Below are 14,966 nucleotides of genomic sequence, written 5' to 3'. Positions count from 1 at the left end.
ACCCACAGCCCCCGACATTCCCCCCGCTCACGCGCGTCGCTCACGAATCACGTCGCTCATGAATCGCGTTGACCACGAAGCGCGTTGATCATGAAGTTAGCGGTGTTTTTGATCTCCGATCGCCCCGCTAACTTCATGATCAACCCGGGCTCGCCCTTGGCCCGCCCGGGGGGTGGGGGTGGGGTGGGGGTGGGGGTGGGGTTATTTCAGGGCGCCGGAGGTTAGGCCGGACTGGATCTGGCGTTGGAAGATGGCGTACACGACGATCATCGGGAGGATCGCGATGGTCAGCGCCGCGAACAGGCCCGACCAGTCGGCCTCGTACCCGGCGTTGACGGAGATGTCCGCGATGCCCTGGGTGAGCACCCACTTGTCCTTGGCGTTGGACAGCAGCACCAGCGGCAACTGGTACTGCGCCCACTGGCCGATGATGTTGAAGATCGCCACGCTGATCAGCCCCGGCTTGGCCATCGGCAGCATCACCTGGAAGAACAGCCGGGTGTGCGAGGCGCCGTCGATCAGACCGGCCTCGGCCACCGAGGTGGGCAGGGTCTTGAAGAAGGCGGCCAGGAAGAAGATCGTGAACGGCAGGGAGTACGCGATGTAGACCAGGATCAGCCCGGTGTAGCTGTCCAGCAGCCCGAGGTTGCGGACCACGAAGAACAGCGGCACCAGCGCGAGGAACACCGGGAATGCCAGCCCGGAGACGAAAAGGTAGTAGATGATCCGATTACCCCAGAACCGGTACCGGGCCAGCACGTACGCCGCCATCGAGCCGAGCAGCATGGTGCCGAACGTGCTGATCGAGACCACCAGCACGCTGTTCAGGAAGTACCGGCCGACGTGCGCCTTGGTCCAGGCCCGGGACCAGTTCTCCCAGCGCAGGTGGTCGGGCATCGTCCAGGGACTGCTGAAGATCTCGGCGGTGTTCTTGAACGAGGCGAGGAACGTCCACAGGATCGGCGCGATGACGACGATCGCCCAGACGATCAGCGCCAACTGGCCCAGGCCGCTGAGCACCGAGACCTCCGACCGGCGACGGCGCCGCCGGCCACGCCCGGGAGGGTCGCTGCCGACCGGTACGACCGCCGGGGTGTCCGGGGCCGGCGGGGTGACCTGGGTGGTGGTGTGCGGGTTCATCAGTACTCCACGCTCTCCCGCCGGGACAGCCGCAGGGTGAGCGCGGCGAAGGTGAGGGTCAGGAAGAACAGCGCCACGCCCATGGCCGAGGCGTACCCGTACCTGGAGTACACGAAGGCGTTGCGGTAGATCTCCAGGGCCAGCACTGTGGTGGCGCCGTCCGGGCCGCCGTTGTCGACCGACAACACCGAGACGATGGCGAAGGCGTCGAACGCCGCGATGCCCAGGTACACCCAGGCCACCTGGAGGGTGTCCCACAACAGCGGCAGGGTCACCCGGAAGAACAGCGTGACCCGGCTCGCCCCGTCCATCTCGGCGGCCTCGTAGATCTCGGTGGGGATCGCCGACATCCCGGCCGAGAACAGCACCACGTAGAACCCGACCGCCTGCCAGACCAGCACCGCGATGATCGACCACAGCGCCAGGTTGGGCCGGACCAGGAACAGCACCGGGTCGAAGCCGAGTTTCAGCAGGACACCGTTGATCAGGCCGGACGAGTTGGGCCGGTAGACGGTCTGGAACAGCACCGCCACGATGGCCACGGCGAGGACCTGGGGGAAGAAGAACACCACCCGGTAGAACGTCGACCCCCAGACCCCGCGCCGTTGCCCGCCGCCGCTGCGCCCGCCCACGTTGAGCAGGAAGGCGAAGAACAGCGCGATGGCGATGGTGATCAGCGGCAGGGCGAGCAGCAGGAGCCCGTGGTGCTCGACCGCCTGCCAGAAGCGGCCGTCGTGCACCAACCGCCGGTAGTTGTCGAAGCCGACCCACTGTGGGGCGGAGAAGCCCCGCCAGTTGGTCATCGAGATCTGGAACGCCTGGGCGTACGGCGCGATCACGAACACCACGTACAACGTCACCGGGGCGGCCAGGAAGCCGACCACGAACGGATACTTGCCGTGCCGCATGATCCCTCGCCCCTGTCAGCGCTTGAACTTGGCGACCGAGTCGTCCTTGGCGATGGCGTCGGCCTTCTTCTGCATCCGCTCGCAGAACTGCTCGGCCTTGATCCGGCCGAACATCAGCTCGTTGGTCGCCGTCCGGCACTCGGTGTCGAGTTCCTTGTACCAGTTGTCGAACATCAGGTTCACCACGTTCGCGCCGGCCGCCTTGAGCGCCGCCTGCGAGCTGGCCACCCCGGGCGGGAAGGCGTATCCGGCGGAGCCGGTCGGGACCACGGTAGCGGCCTTGACGATCTCGGTGAACCCCTTCGCGCCGGCCGTCGACAGCATCTGGCGCATGTACTCCATGCCGCCGCGCGGGTTCTTGCTGCGGGCCGAGACGAAGTAGCCCTCGCCGGCCGCCGCGCGCAGCGCACCGGACGGCAGCGCGTCGGCCGAGGTGAGGTCCGGCAGGGTGGTGAGCTGGTACTGGAAGTCCGGCGGGGTGTTCTGCTTCTGCTCGTTCTCCAGCCAGTCACCGCTGGGGTAGAACGCCACCTTGTACTGGTTCTGCTGGAGCTGGACGTCGGTGTGCTTCAGCCCCTCGAAGCTCTTGTCCAGGTACTTGCTGCCCACCTCCGCCCAGGCGGTCGCGGCCTTGAGCACCGGGTCGGCGGTCCAGGCGCCGGGCGCCAGGTTGTCGATGTTCTTCAGCACGTCCGCACCACCGGCCTTGGCGGCCTGGGTGAGGATCACGTTCCACTGGTAGTACGCGGCGTTCGCGCCCGCGTAGCCGTACGCGGTGATGCCCTTGCCCTTGATCTTGTCGAGCAGACCCATGAACTCGTCCCAGGTCTTCGCCGGCTGCCAACTGTTGGACTTGAACAGCTTGCCGGAATACCACAGGCCGTAGACCGTGGAGACGTAGTAGAGGACGTACGGCTTGGAGCCGCTGCCCGTGTCGTACATGCCCTGCTCAACGGTGCCGGGCACGACGGTGTCCCGGACCTTCTTGGTCGGGTCGTCCACCGAGGGGGCGTCCCACAGCTCGGTCAGGTCCTGCAACTGACCGTCCTTGACCAGGGCACCGAAGTCCATCAGCTTCTCGCCGGAGTTGTTCACGAACTCCGGCGGGTTGCCGGCGGCGAACCGCGGCTGGAGCACCGTGGAGACCGCCTGGGTGGACTGGTGCTTGACCTCCGCCTTGGGGAACTCCTTCTTGTACAGTGGCTCGTGCACGTCGGTGGCGTACTTCTCGCCGTACCCACCGTTGAAGATGATGACCTCGAGCGCCGTGTCTTCCTTCACGCCGAGCGGGTTCTTGTCGCTCTTGGTGCCCTGGGCGGTGTCCTTCTTCTCGCTGTCGTCGCCGCCGCTGGTGGCGCAGGCGCTCAACAACCCGGCGGCCGGCACGGCCAGCAGACCCGCCGCGGCGGTACGACCGAGCATCGTCCGGCGGGTGATCTCCGCCGGCCGGTCGGGGGTAACGGACATGCTGTCTCCTCGGTGAGATCCTTCTCGGGTGGCTGCCGCGGGGTTCGCCGGCAGCCTGTTCTTGTCGGGCCTGGTCATGCGGATCCAGCCTTGGTCGCCTTGTGGCCGTCGACGGCCCGGGCGGTCCGCTGGAACGCCGCGTGCGCCCGGGAATGGGTGCGCTGCGCGACGGCGATGTAGAGCAGGTCGAGCACCACCAGCTGCGGATGGCGCGCCGAGAGCGCGTCCGGGCGGAAGGTGGTCTCCTGGGTGGCGGTGAGCAGGACGATGTCGGCCAGTTCCGCCAGGGCCGCCCCGGGGAAGCTGGTCAGCGCCACCGTGGTGGCGCCGTGGCTGCCGGCCTCGGCCAGCAGCTCGATGGTTTCCCGGGTCTGGCCGCTGTGTGAAACGCCCAGCGCCACGTCGTCGGGGCCGAGCAGGGCGGCCGCGGCCAACCCGTCGTGCAGGTCCCGCCAGGCCCACGCGGCCACGCCGATGCGGTGCAGGCTGGAGCGCATCTCCTCGCCCACCAGCGCGCTGCCGCTGGCCCCGAAGATGTTGACCCGGGGTGCCCGGGCGATCGCGTCGGCCGCCCGGCCGACCTCGGCGAGGTCCAGCAGCGCGGCGGTGTCGTGCATGGCCCGGGTGTCGGCCGCCATGATCTGGCCGAGCACCCGGTCCAGCGGGTCGCCGGGCTGGATCTCCCGGCCGATGTCGACGGTCCAGCCCGCCGAGCGGGCCCGCCCGGTCTCCGCCGCGATGCCCAACCGCAGCTCCGCGTACCCCTCGAAGCCGAGCGCCCGGCAGAACCGGGTCACCGTGGCTGGCGAGGTGCCGCTACGCTCCGCCAGTTCCACGATGGTGGCCCGGGCCGCCTGTTCCGGACCGGCCAGCACCTCGTCGGCCACCCGGCGCAGCGCCCCGGTGAACTCCGGGAGCCGGGACCGGACGTGGGCCAGCACGCCGTCGGCGACCGTACGGTCGTCTGCCGGACGCCGCTCGGTGGCTGGACCGTCCGCCGCGCGGGGCGCGGCCGAACCGTCTGCCACCACGGTCGCGGTGGCATCCTGTTCGACCATTGGACAGCCCCAATCGGAAAAGAGTGTTAACTGTTAGTGGTAAAAGTTCTTACTAAAGGCCCCTCGCTGTCAAGACTGTGGGCGAAGTTTTCAAACTGTTACCGGAGCGCGGCCGGTTGACCGGCCGGTGGGCCTTGCTCCGCCGCTGTCCGCACCGCAGCATGAACGCCATGCCTCGGGAGCTGGTGTTGGGACTGGACGTGGGTGGCAGCACCACCCGCGTCGAGGTGGTCTCCATCGGCGGCGAACGGCTCGGCACCGGACGGGCCGGCGGCGGGAACCCCACCAGCCACGGCGCCGAACGGGCCGCCGCCGAACTCGGCACCGCGCTGCGGCAGGCGCTCGCCGGCGTCGACCCCGGAACGGTCCGGGCCGGCCTGATCGGTCTGGCCGGGGCCGGCCGGCTGCTCGCCGACCCCGCCGGCCGGGACGCCTTCGACCGGGCCTGGCGGGACGCTGGCCTACGCTGCGGCTACGAGATCCTCGGCGACGCCCTCGTCGGGTACGCCTCCGGCACCGCCGCCCCGGACGGCACGGTGCTGATTGCCGGCACCGGCGCGATCGCGTCCGCGGTGCGTGGCCTGCGGCTGGGTCGCACCGCGGACGGGCACGGCTGGTTGCTCGGCGACGCCGGCTCCGGCTTCTGGCTCGGCCGGGAGGCGGTCCGGCGTACACTGCTCGACCTGGACGCCCGGCGGGACCCTGGACCGCTGGCCCGCGCCCTGCTCGACGAACTGCTCGAACCGGCGGACGCAACCCAGCCGGCACCGTCGGCAGTTGCGGACGCAACCCAGCCGACCCGGCGGGAACCGCCGGCAGTCCCGGACGCGACCAGCCGGATGGTGACCGGGGACCCGCGACGGCGTACCACCGACCGGCTGGTGCAGGCGGTCACCCGGCGGCCGCCCGTGGAGCTGGCCCGGCTCGCCCCGCTGGTGCTGGCCGCGCACGGGGCCGGCGACCCGCTGGCCCGGACGATCGTCGCCGAGGCCGCCGACCTGCTGGTCCGCACGGTCACCGTGATACGTGAGCCGGGCGATGTCACCCCGATCGTGCTGGCCGGCGGACTGCTGGCCGGTACGCCGCTGGCCGTGGCCGTCCGGGCCGTCCTGGCCCAACGCTGGCCGTCGGCGCCCCTGCTCCCGGCCCGCGACGGCGCGCTGGCCGCGGCCTGGCTGGCCGCCCGTGACCTGCCGGGGATGGACCCGCGCCGGGTCGCCGACCTGCACGCCCAGCTGTTCCGTTAGAGCCTCACGGGAGGTAGCGCACCTCGGGGAAGGCCGGGCACGGGCCTTCGAGCAGGCGCTGCCGCCGATGCCGCAGGTGCAGCTCGAAGAAGGCCAGCGGGTACGCCTGCTGGACGCGCGTCGCCCGAACGGGATCGAGGGTGCCGATCCAGTCCCGCAGGTCCTCGTCGCTCATCCCGGTGGCCGCCGCGATCTGCGGCAGCAGCACCTGGTAGTCGCCGTACGAGAGGTGGTGCGCGCCGTCGGCCTGGATGTTGAGCCGCCACCCGGTCAGGTGTGACCAGCACTGGGCGACCGGCGGTGCGTCCGCCCGGGTGAACTCGGCCGTCATCATCATGAAGGGTCGGTCGAGATCGGTGGTGATGAGTGGTTCCATCGGGCCGTCGAGGCTCAGCCCGGCGTGGATCCGCCGATCCTCCAGCATGACCAGGGCGGTGGCGGTGGCACCCTTCGACCAGCCGAACATGCCGACGCGGTGCGGGTCCGGGGCGCCACGCAGCCCCGCCGGCAGCGGCCGGTACTCGGCGTCGGGATTGCGCCCGGCGGCGAGGTCCGCGATGCGGTCCAGGATGAACGGGATGTCGTCGGCGAAGTCCCGGGCGCCGAGGGTCCAGTCCCCGTCCCGGTTCGGGACGATGAGCCGACCGTCAGGGAACTCACTGAACGTGTCGTAGGTGTGGTCCACGGTCACCACGACGTACCCGTGACTGGCCAGCTCCTGCACCACCATGGTGTCTTCGGCACGGTGGCCGTGTGCGCCGTGTGAGAACACCACGACCGGCAGCCGGCCACCCGCCCGCCGCACCGGGGCGCCGAGGTGCCCGGCCGTACGCGGTGCCGACACGGCGTCGGCCGGGAACCCGGCGTCCGCCAGCAGCGCCCGCATCGGTGCCTCGGCCATCCACTCCGCCCGGGGATACCGGGTGACGTCGCGGGCCGGATACCAGACGCTGACCATCAGCTCACGGTGATGTCCCGGGCCGGCGACGGGATCCGGCCGGGAACGGTCGACGAGGTGCAGCGGCACCGTACCGATCGGGAAGGGTCCGGTCGGCGCGGGCAGGACGAGCCGCACCGGACCGTCGGCCACCGGGGCCGCCGACCCACCACCGCCGGTGACTGTCGGGGCCGCCGACCCACGGGCGGTTGTCGGGGCCGCCCACCCACGGCCGGCGGCGCCGAGCGGTACGGCGACCCCGGTGGCGAGCGCGGCGGCGAGCAGGTGTCGACGGGTCAACGGGGTGGTCATCGGTGCTCCTGGGTGTCGGTGGTTTCGACGCGGGCGATGAGTTGCTTGAGTCGCGCGATCTCCGCTGCGAGCGCGGTACCACCCGCCGGGGTGAGGGTGATCCAGGTCCGGCCGCGCCGGCCGGTGTAACCCTTCTCGATCTCGACCAGGCCGGCGGTCTCCAGCACGCTCAGGTGCTGGGAGAGGTTGCCGGCGGTCAGTTCCAGCTGGGTACGCAGGTAGCCGAACTCCACCCGGCGCGCCTCGTGGGCGATGGTCAGGATGCCGAGCCGGACCCGCTGGTGTACCACGTCATCGAGGCCGTTGACCGGATGCGGCGCGTCGGTCCCGTCCGGTGCCGGCGGGTCGGCGTGGTCGGTCACCGGGGCCGCCGCGTCCGTTGCGCCAACGCGAAGCCGGCGCTGCCCAGCAGCAGTACGCCGCCGCCGATGACCAGCATCGGGATGAACTGCCACTGGCTGCGCCCCTGCCAGCCGAGGTCGATCGGCACCAGCACAACCGCGAGGTAGAGCACGGTGAACAGCAGCAGCGCGACGTGTCGTTCCAGCCAGGCCAGCACCAGCAGGGCCAGCCCGATCCCGCCGGCCGGTTCGAGCAGCCGGAACAGCACCTGGACGGAGGCGGACGGGTGCACCAGCGCTCGCGCCTGCTCGTCGGGGAAGATCCACGCCGCCGCGCCGGCCGCGATCGCGCCGAACAGCCCGAGCGCGAGCAGGACACCGGTGACCGCGTACGGCAGCACCCGGGTCGCCACGCCCCGGGCCCGAGCGACCCGCAGGTAACCGGCGGCGATCACCGCGTACGCCACCAGCACAGCCGTCAACCAGTAGATCTCCCCGGCCGGGAACCATGCCTTGCACACCGCACCGTCGGCGACCGGCCGGCAGTCGCTGACACTCCAATGGCCGAACAGGTAGACCGGGATCGCTCCGAAGGTGGCCAGCCCCAACACCAGCAGCGGCAGCCATGTCACCCGCTGGGCAAGACGAACCCCGCGCGCGAGTTCGCGCGCCTCGGCCAGTAGCCGCCGTGGATCGCCCTCGGCGGGAACCGCGTTAGAAGTCATGCCAATAGGTTTCCATAACAAACCTATTGGCGCTAGTGGCAACAGCACCGATCCTGGTCGATCGCGGACACCACCCCGGGCGCCGGGCGCCGGTGACGGACGGTCGGCAGCCGGTTCCGCCGCCGACGCCGGGACGCCCGGTTGATCCCCGGACCGGCCCGGTGGCTGGATAGCCTGGGCGCATGCGCCGCCTGCAGGGCATGGTCCGGAACACCCCGGCCGGGCGGGAACGGTACGTCGACCTGCTGCGCGCCGTGGCGATCGTGGCGGTGATCAGCGGCCACTGGCTGATGACGGTCATCGACCGCGACCCCGCCGGCAGGCTCGGCGGCCACAACGCACTCCAGGAACTCGTCGACGCCCGGGCCGTGACCTGGATCTTCCAGGTGCTGCCGATCTTCTTCCTGGTCGGCGGGTACGCCAACGCCGCGTCCCTCACCGCACGTACCGGTCGGGGCGGCGCCACGCTCGACTGGCTGGTGGAACGCAGCGGCCGGCTGTTGCGACCGACCTCGGCGTTTCTCGCCGCGGCGATCACCGTCGCGCTGGCCGCCCGGCTGGCCGGTGCCGACCCGCGCGAGGTCCGCGAGGTCATCTGGTTCGTCACCATCCCGCTGTGGTTCCTCGCCGCGTACCTGCTGGCCGTGCTGTTCACCCCGGTGACGCTGGCCCTGCACCGCCGGGCCGGACTGGTCGTACCCCTGGTCCTGGTCGGTCTGGTGGCCCTCGGCGACACCGGCCGACTCGCCGGACCGGCCTGGCTGGGATACGGCAACTTCCTCTTCGGCTGGCTGCTGCCCCACCAGCTCGGTTTCGCCTGGCGTGCCGGTGGGCTGCGACTGCGGGCCGGCACGTCGGCGCTCCTCGCCGCCGCCGGCCTCGCGGTGCTGCTCCTGCTGACCGGGCCGGGGCCGTACCCGGTAAGCATGATCAACCTGGCCGGGCAGCGGCTCCAGAACATGACACCGCCCAGCCTGGCGCTGGTCAGCCTGGCCGCCGCGCAGCTCGGCGTGATCCTGCTGCTGCGCCGACCGGCCGAACGACTGCTCCGGCGGACCCGCCCTTGGACGATCGTGGTGGCGCTCAACTCCGTGGCGCTCACCATGTTCCTCTGGCAACTGGCCCCGGTGATCCTGCTGGCCGGGGCGTTGGACGGGCTCGGCCTGCTGCCCACGGCACCGGCCGGGAGCATGGCCTGGTGGCTGTGGCGGTTGCCCTGGCTGATCCTGCTGGCGATCTTCCTGGTCCCGCTGGTGCTCGCCTTCGGACCCGTCGAGGCCCACGCCGGCCGGCGCCGCCCCGAGCCACGCCGCCCCGAGCCACGCCACACCGATGCACGCCACACCGAGCCACGCCACGCTCTGGGCGGCGGGACCGCGCTGTCCGGCCGAACGTGGCTCCGCCGCGCGCTCACCGTTGGCGGTTATCTCGCGGTGATCGGCGGGTTGCTGGCCAACAGCCGGGCCCCGCGCAACGCGTCGGCACCGCTCGGCATCCCGGCGGGGGCGGTGGTGGCGTACCTCGTCGGCGCCGGGATGCTGCGGCTACTGCGCGCGAGCAACCCACAGCGTTAAGAGGGGACCCCTGCTATACCGGAAGCGATAACAAGGTGCCCTTCCTTTCAGCCCGGTTAGGATCCGCGGATGCCGTCGCCGAGCCGGGTTCCGCTGCCGTCCGGACGTACCGCCGCCGAGGTGGCCGCCGGCATCGTCGGTTGGGTCCGGTCCGAGCCACTCGACCGGCTGGTCCGAGCCTTCGCCGGAAACCCGCCCGAGGTCGGTCCGGCGGAACTGCTCAGCTGGCTGGACGGGTTCTCCGCCCGGATGTGGGACTTCCGGGCCGGGCGGGAACGTCCGGAGGCGCGCGAGCCCGACCTGGACCCGCCGCTGGCCGAGCTGGTGCTCACTGCCGCCGACGCGCTGGGCATGGTGTGGCCGCACGCCACGCTCCAACCGGCGTACGCTCATCTGCTCATCCTCGGCGGCCTTGCCCCGGCCTGTCTGCGCCGCGCCGCACACGCGGCCCGACTGATCGAGAGCGGACAGGTGATCGTGGACGAGGTGGCCGCACTCGGCAGCTTCCGGCCACTCTCCCCGGCCGAGACGGCGGCACTGGCCCGCGCCGGCCTGCACGGCTGCGCCACCGAATTCGACGTGCTCGACGCCGGCGTGCGGCTGGCCTTCGGCGACCCGGAGCGGTTGACGGATGCCGGCGAACCACGCGACGACCCGCACGCCTCGTGGGCGGAGCGGACGTACGCGCACCGCAGCGGGGTGCGGATCCGGGTGCTGGCCGCGCCCTCCGGGGAACCCGCGGTCCGCCGCGCCCACACGGCGGACACGCAGCGTTTCTGGGCCGGCCGGGTCCGGTTGACCGGCGCCGACCCGGTGCTCCTGGTGACCGCCCCCATCTACGTGCCGTTCCAGCACTGCGACGCGCTGCGCACCCTCGGCCTGCCCTACGACTGCCCGGTGGACACCGTCGGGGTGGACCCGACCCTCGACTTCAGCCCGCTACCGGAGCCGACCCTGACCCCCGGTCGCTACCTGCAGGAGATCCGCTCGGCCATCCGCTCCATGCGCGCCCTGCACACCACCCTGTCCGGATAGCCCGTTGGCCACGTGTCCACCCGAAGATGCTGGTGATCAAGACGCGGATTACAGGTAGCTATTCTGCTCGATCGCGGCATCCCACAGATGCTCGACATGTGCCGCGTACTGACCGAACATTCCCTCCGGCTCTCGACGCCGGAGGTGCAACGTCGGGCTGGCGTGTCCCAACCGGTCGGCCAGATGGGTTGCGACCAGAAGATCGTCATCGAATATCCAGACCGACATGGCGATGTGTCGGTCGGAGATGCGTACTGCCGGTCGAGGACTGATCCGATCAAGTTCCGATATCGTGATACCGATTCTTGTCGAAAGCGAGAACGCCGACGCCTCCACCTGCTCCCGGTTCGACGTCGTCGATGACTCCTTGTCACCCAGCAGGAATCGAACGTCCACCCCGGTGGACGTCTTCGCCCGCAGCACCTCTCGGATCCCGGGTACCTCGGTCCACAGGAAGTAGGAGGTGTATCCGGCCAACCAGACACGCTGCCGGGCCCGTGACAGCAGGTCGACCCACAACGTCCGGGGGACAGCGGACCTGGTGGGCCACGCCCCGACAATTTCCCGATCATGCCCGCGCTTCACCAGACCAGACCACAACATTCCCTCATCTTGCGCCAACACCCCTGCAACCCGCATGCGGTGCCGCGGATGAGGGACGCGGCCTCCGAGCCACCGCCCGACCGTACGTGGATCGACTCCTACCCGGGCGGCCAGATCGGCGGGGGACAGTCCAGCGCGGGTCATGGATTGGTGCAGGGCAGCATTCATGAGCACCTCCGGGACGTTTGTAGACGTCCACAAGGTATCGCCCTATGCCGTTACCGAGCACGTCCACACGCGGCAGAGTCGAAAGCCAATTCGGATCGATTCGGATTCCGCCGAACCGACTCCTCTCCCTATTGGAGACATCTCCCGACCCTTCTCGGGAGGTGGTCAAGGCCGGGGGTCGGGGCGCGGCAACGCTCCGACCCCCGCCACGCCAGAAGGTGAGAGTGCCCGTGGTCCTCGTAGTCACGCTGGTCGTACTGGTCGGCCTGGTGCCCGGATTCCTGCTCGGACTCTTCGCGTTCCGGATCAAATCCCGCTGGTGTCCACGTTGCGGTACGTCCACCGACGCCCTGCGCCCGGTGGTACGGCGATGACCGCGACCAGTGCCCCGGACGGACCCGACCTGCCGATCGGCCGCCGGGTGGCCCGGCTGCGGACCCGGCTCGGGATGAGTCAGCAGGTCTTCGCCGATCGGGTCGGCCGGTCGATGAGCTGGGTCGACAAGGTCGAACGCGGCGTCCGGAAACTCGACCGGCTCTCGGTGATCGAGACCATCGCCGAAACGCTCGGCGTCGCCCCGGCGGTCCTGCTCGACCAGGACGGCCGGCCCGGGGCAGTCGCCGGGATCGGCGCCGCCGTGGAACAGGTACGGACGGCTCTGGCCTGCTACGACGTACCCGGGACCAACAACCCGCCGCCGCCGGGCACCCCGGACCTCGCCAGCCGGACCGAATACGCCTGGGCGGCGTACCGGCACGCCCAGCACCCGCAGGTCCTGCGGCTGCTGCCCAGCCTGCTCGCCGACGCCCGCCGCACCCGGCACACCGAGCCGGGCACCGGTCCGGGACCGGCCGCCGACCTGCTGGTCCGGGTGTACCGGCTCGCCGCGCAGGTGCTGGTCAAGCTCGGTGAGGCGGACCTGGCCTGGCTGGCCGCCGACCGGGCGATGACCGCCGCCATCGGCCAGCCCAGGGATACGGCTGCCGCGGCGATCCCGCTCGCCCAGGCGCTACGCGCGCTGAACCGGGGCCGACTCGCGCTGACCGCCACCGTCACCGCCGTACACAATCTCGCCGCGCGGTTCCTCGAATCTCTGCCGGGCGATCCCGCCCTGACCGGTACCCTGCTCGTCCAGGCCGCCCTGGCCGCCGCCACCTGTCGCGACGCGAGCACCGCGCACGACCTCGTCGAGCAGGCGGCCGACCTCGCCCACGGCGATCAGCCGCACGCCGACGGCGTCGACCTCACGTACGGGGCGACTGTCCTCGACCTCGCCCGCGCCCTGGTCGCCGCCGAACTCGGCGACAGCGAGCTGGCCATCGCCACGCACCTGCGGGCCACCGGCGGTGACACCTGGCCCCGGCTACCCGCCGAGCACCGAGCCGCCCATCTGATCGATATCGCTCGCGCATACCTCGACATCGGTGACCACCGTGCGGCCGGCCACGCCCTGGTCACCGCCGACCGCATCGCCCCCGCCGAGGCCCGCCTCCGCCCCGCCGCGCGCACCGCGTTGATCGCCGTGCTCCGGGCCGGCACTCCCCTGGCGGACGTCGCCGGCCTCGCCAGCGCCGTCGGCCTGGTCCGCCGGTGACCGCTTCGATGCCGGTCGCGACCCTGACCGATCGGTACCGGCGAAACGGCCCGTCGCTGTGGAGAATCGGCCTCAGCGGTGGCGGCGAGTATCTCGGCTGCGCATCCGCGCAGTCGCGATGGTTCTCGTCGTACCCCTCATGTCCTCGGGTCCACCGACGGTCAGCCGGCGGCAGGCCCGGCCGGACTTCCAGGGCTGGCCGGGCTCCCGGGGCTGGCCGGAGCTGCGGTGCGGACCGTCAGGCCCACGTCCGCCGGGTAGCGGTCGAACCGACGCAGGCCCAGCTTACGAACCGAGACCGTCCACGGCGTCTCGGTGGCGACCACGACGAGATGCTCGAAGTTCGACAGGTACGAGTCGCCGCGTACCGCCCGCTCGGCGAGGATGTACGGCTCCAGCACCGTCCACGCCTCCCGGGCCCGGTACCCGCCCGTGCCGATCAGCAGGGCCGGATCGACCGCCTTGAAGGCCAGCATCTGACCGAGCCCGTTGTAGTACAGCGCGATCCGGTTCACGTGCTTACGGGCCTCGGACGGCAGCCCGCTGACCGGTACCCCGGACGGGCTGGATGCCGCCAGTTCGGAGAGCACGAAGTGTTGACTGTCCAGAAAGGCGTCGCTCATCCGGTCGCGGGTGAGCAGTTCGATCGCGACCAGGGTGTGGTTGGCGCTCTGCGACAGCCGCAGCTGCCGGAGCGCGAAGAGCGCCGAGACACCGACGGTGATCACCGAGACGGCGGCCGCGACCGCGTTGGTCACGAAGGCCACATCCATGGCAGTCATCGTACGGAAATCGTTCCACCCGCCGGCCCGGCCGCTTGGCCGCCGGGCAGCCGGCCGGTCCCGGCGGCGTCCCCGGTCAACGGGGTGTCGGGGGGCCGGAAGACCCGACCCGGCGCGGTGTGCGCACCAGTGCGGTGCCCAGCGCGGTACGCCAGTACAGCACCTCCCGACCGGACCGCCGCTTCGTCACCGCTCCCGCGTCCAGCAGCACCCGTAGGTGGTCGCTGACCGTGCCGAGGGACAGTCCGGTGATCGCCACCAGGTGTGAGGTGCTCAGCGGGCTGTCCATCCGGGCCAGCAGGGCCGCCCGGTTGGCTCCGATCAGTCGGGCCAGCCCGTCGGGAGCGGCCGGCGGTGACTGGGCGAGGATGCCGCTGGCCGGATAGACGACGCCGAACCGGTAGGGCTGTTCCCACACCACCCAGCCCTTGCGGCAGTGCGCCGGGATGAAGAACAGTTCCTGCGCCTCGGTGAGCGACTGCGGCGGTCCGGGGTAGTCGTTCACCCGCAGGCGTCCCTCGCCCAGCCAGCGCATCTCGCCGGTTAGGTCGGCGAAGACCCCGGTCCAGCCCGCCGTGCTCAGCCGGGCGGTCCGGGCCACGATGTCCGCCCGCAACCGGCGTTCCCGCTCCGGCCACTCCGGTCGTACCGTCTGGGTCCAGACCCAGGAGAGCAGTTCCACCACCCGCTCGGTCAGTCCCGCGCCGAGCAGCACCTCCGGCAACGGACCGGGTCGGGTGCGCCGCAGGTCGAACCGGATCCGCTCGTCGTCCAACGCGGCGACCTCGGCCAGCTCCGCGGCGAAGCTCGGCGCCGCGTCGGCCGGGGCGATGGAGAAGAAATCCGCCGTCCACCGCGGGGCGAAGGCCGCGTCCGGCAGCGCCCGCAGGACCGGGTCGGCCAGCAGTCGCCGGTACGCGTCGACGTGCGGTCGCCGCCAGGCCCGCTCCCACGGGGTACGGGGATCGTGCAGCGTCCGCAACGCGACCACGGTCTCCACCATCGGGGAGATGGTGAACCGGCTCCTGGCCAGCAGGTCCGACGGCAACACCCAGACGCTCAACGTTTCGCCTCC

At 71.1% G+C, this 14,966-nt stretch carries 15 protein-coding genes; 5 read left to right on the top strand and 10 right to left on the bottom strand.

Going from position 1 to position 14,966, the window contains the following annotated elements:
* Nucleotides 1-201: 201 nt before the first annotated feature.
* From ACXN5W_RS08430 to ACXN5W_RS08415, 4 genes are all read right to left on the bottom strand, one after another.
* Entirely contained in the window at nucleotides 202-1,140 is a 939-nt protein-coding gene (locus ACXN5W_RS08430) for a carbohydrate ABC transporter permease (RefSeq protein WP_473157609.1), read from the bottom strand.
* On the bottom strand, nucleotides 1,140-2,048 hold the full coding sequence (locus ACXN5W_RS08425; RefSeq protein ID WP_473157608.1) for a carbohydrate ABC transporter permease: 909 nt from the start codon (nucleotides 2,046-2,048) through the stop codon (nucleotides 1,140-1,142). The genes ACXN5W_RS08430 and ACXN5W_RS08425 overlap by 1 nt, the downstream gene beginning before the upstream one ends.
* Nucleotides 2,049-2,063: 15 nt before the next feature.
* Nucleotides 2,064-3,515 carry an N-acetylglucosamine/diacetylchitobiose ABC transporter substrate-binding protein gene (ngcE, locus tag ACXN5W_RS08420; protein WP_473157607.1) on the bottom strand — a complete coding sequence of 484 codons (1,452 nt, stop codon included), beginning with the start codon at nucleotides 3,513-3,515 and terminating at the stop codon, nucleotides 2,064-2,066.
* A 74-nt stretch (nucleotides 3,516-3,589) separates the two neighbouring features.
* Nucleotides 3,590-4,573 carry a MurR/RpiR family transcriptional regulator gene (locus tag ACXN5W_RS08415; protein ID WP_473157606.1) on the bottom strand — a complete coding sequence of 328 codons (984 nt, stop codon included), beginning with the start codon at nucleotides 4,571-4,573 and terminating at the stop codon, nucleotides 3,590-3,592.
* Nucleotides 4,574-4,743: 170 nt separating this feature from the next.
* Between ACXN5W_RS08415 and ACXN5W_RS08410 the strand changes: the two genes are divergently transcribed.
* Nucleotides 4,744-5,820 (top strand): N-acetylglucosamine kinase, encoded by a 1,077-nt coding sequence (locus ACXN5W_RS08410; protein ID WP_473157605.1) that lies wholly within the window; start codon nucleotides 4,744-4,746, stop codon nucleotides 5,818-5,820.
* A gap of 4 nt (nucleotides 5,821-5,824) precedes the next feature.
* On the opposite strand, the gene ACXN5W_RS08405 is transcribed toward ACXN5W_RS08410, so the two are convergent.
* Genes ACXN5W_RS08405 through ACXN5W_RS08395 form a run of 3 tightly spaced genes read right to left on the bottom strand, consistent with a single transcriptional unit; the run spans nucleotide 5,825 to nucleotide 8,135 of the window.
* Nucleotides 5,825-7,069: an alpha/beta hydrolase family protein gene (locus ACXN5W_RS08405; protein WP_473157604.1), complete on the bottom strand. Its 1,245-nt coding sequence runs from the start codon at nucleotides 7,067-7,069 to the stop codon at nucleotides 5,825-5,827.
* Nucleotides 7,066-7,431, bottom strand: coding sequence for a winged helix-turn-helix domain-containing protein (locus tag ACXN5W_RS08400; RefSeq protein WP_473157603.1), 366 nt, complete (start codon nucleotides 7,429-7,431; stop codon nucleotides 7,066-7,068). The genes ACXN5W_RS08405 and ACXN5W_RS08400 overlap by 4 nt, the downstream gene beginning before the upstream one ends.
* Nucleotides 7,428-8,135, bottom strand: coding sequence for a hypothetical protein (locus tag ACXN5W_RS08395; protein ID WP_473157602.1), 708 nt, complete (start codon nucleotides 8,133-8,135; stop codon nucleotides 7,428-7,430). Before ACXN5W_RS08395 ends, ACXN5W_RS08400 begins: the two co-directional genes overlap by 4 nt.
* 182 nt (nucleotides 8,136-8,317) lie before the next feature.
* On the opposite strand from ACXN5W_RS08395, the gene ACXN5W_RS08390 reads away from it, so the two are divergent.
* Together ACXN5W_RS08390 and ACXN5W_RS08385 are read left to right on the top strand one after the other, a co-directional pair.
* Nucleotides 8,318-9,709, top strand: a complete 1,392-nt coding sequence (locus ACXN5W_RS08390; RefSeq protein WP_473157601.1) for an acyltransferase family protein — start codon at nucleotides 8,318-8,320, stop codon at nucleotides 9,707-9,709.
* 69 nt (nucleotides 9,710-9,778) lie between these two features.
* Nucleotides 9,779-10,744, top strand: coding sequence for a hypothetical protein (locus ACXN5W_RS08385; RefSeq protein WP_473157600.1), 966 nt, complete (start codon nucleotides 9,779-9,781; stop codon nucleotides 10,742-10,744).
* A gap of 48 nt (nucleotides 10,745-10,792) precedes the next feature.
* Here the strand turns inward: ACXN5W_RS08385 and ACXN5W_RS08380 are convergent, their stop codons facing one another.
* Nucleotides 10,793-11,221 (bottom strand): hypothetical protein, encoded by a 429-nt coding sequence (locus ACXN5W_RS08380; RefSeq protein ID WP_473157599.1) that lies wholly within the window; start codon nucleotides 11,219-11,221, stop codon nucleotides 10,793-10,795.
* Between the two features lie 524 nt (nucleotides 11,222-11,745).
* Here ACXN5W_RS08380 and ACXN5W_RS08375 point away from each other — a divergent pair.
* Both ACXN5W_RS08375 and ACXN5W_RS08370 read left to right on the top strand, forming a co-directional pair.
* Complete coding sequence (locus ACXN5W_RS08375) at nucleotides 11,746-11,889, top strand: hypothetical protein (protein WP_473157598.1); 144 nt, start codon at nucleotides 11,746-11,748, stop codon at nucleotides 11,887-11,889.
* The gene (locus tag ACXN5W_RS08370) at nucleotides 11,886-13,109 is read left to right on the top strand and encodes a helix-turn-helix domain-containing protein (RefSeq protein WP_473157597.1); all 1,224 of its coding nucleotides are present in this window, start codon (nucleotides 11,886-11,888) and stop codon (nucleotides 13,107-13,109) included. Before ACXN5W_RS08375 ends, ACXN5W_RS08370 begins: the two co-directional genes overlap by 4 nt.
* 161 nt (nucleotides 13,110-13,270) lie before the next feature.
* Here the strand turns inward: ACXN5W_RS08370 and ACXN5W_RS08365 are convergent, their stop codons facing one another.
* On the bottom strand, nucleotides 13,271-13,882 hold the full coding sequence (locus ACXN5W_RS08365) for a DUF4760 domain-containing protein (RefSeq protein WP_473157596.1): 612 nt from the start codon (nucleotides 13,880-13,882) through the stop codon (nucleotides 13,271-13,273).
* A gap of 85 nt (nucleotides 13,883-13,967) precedes the next feature.
* Nucleotides 13,968-14,954, bottom strand: a complete 987-nt coding sequence (locus tag ACXN5W_RS08360; RefSeq protein ID WP_473157595.1) for an ArsR/SmtB family transcription factor — start codon at nucleotides 14,952-14,954, stop codon at nucleotides 13,968-13,970.
* Between the last annotated feature and the right edge of the window lie 12 nt (nucleotides 14,955-14,966).

The organism is Plantactinospora sp. A48 (assembly GCF_055793945.1).
This window is presented reverse-complemented; position numbering and strand designations above follow the sequence as displayed.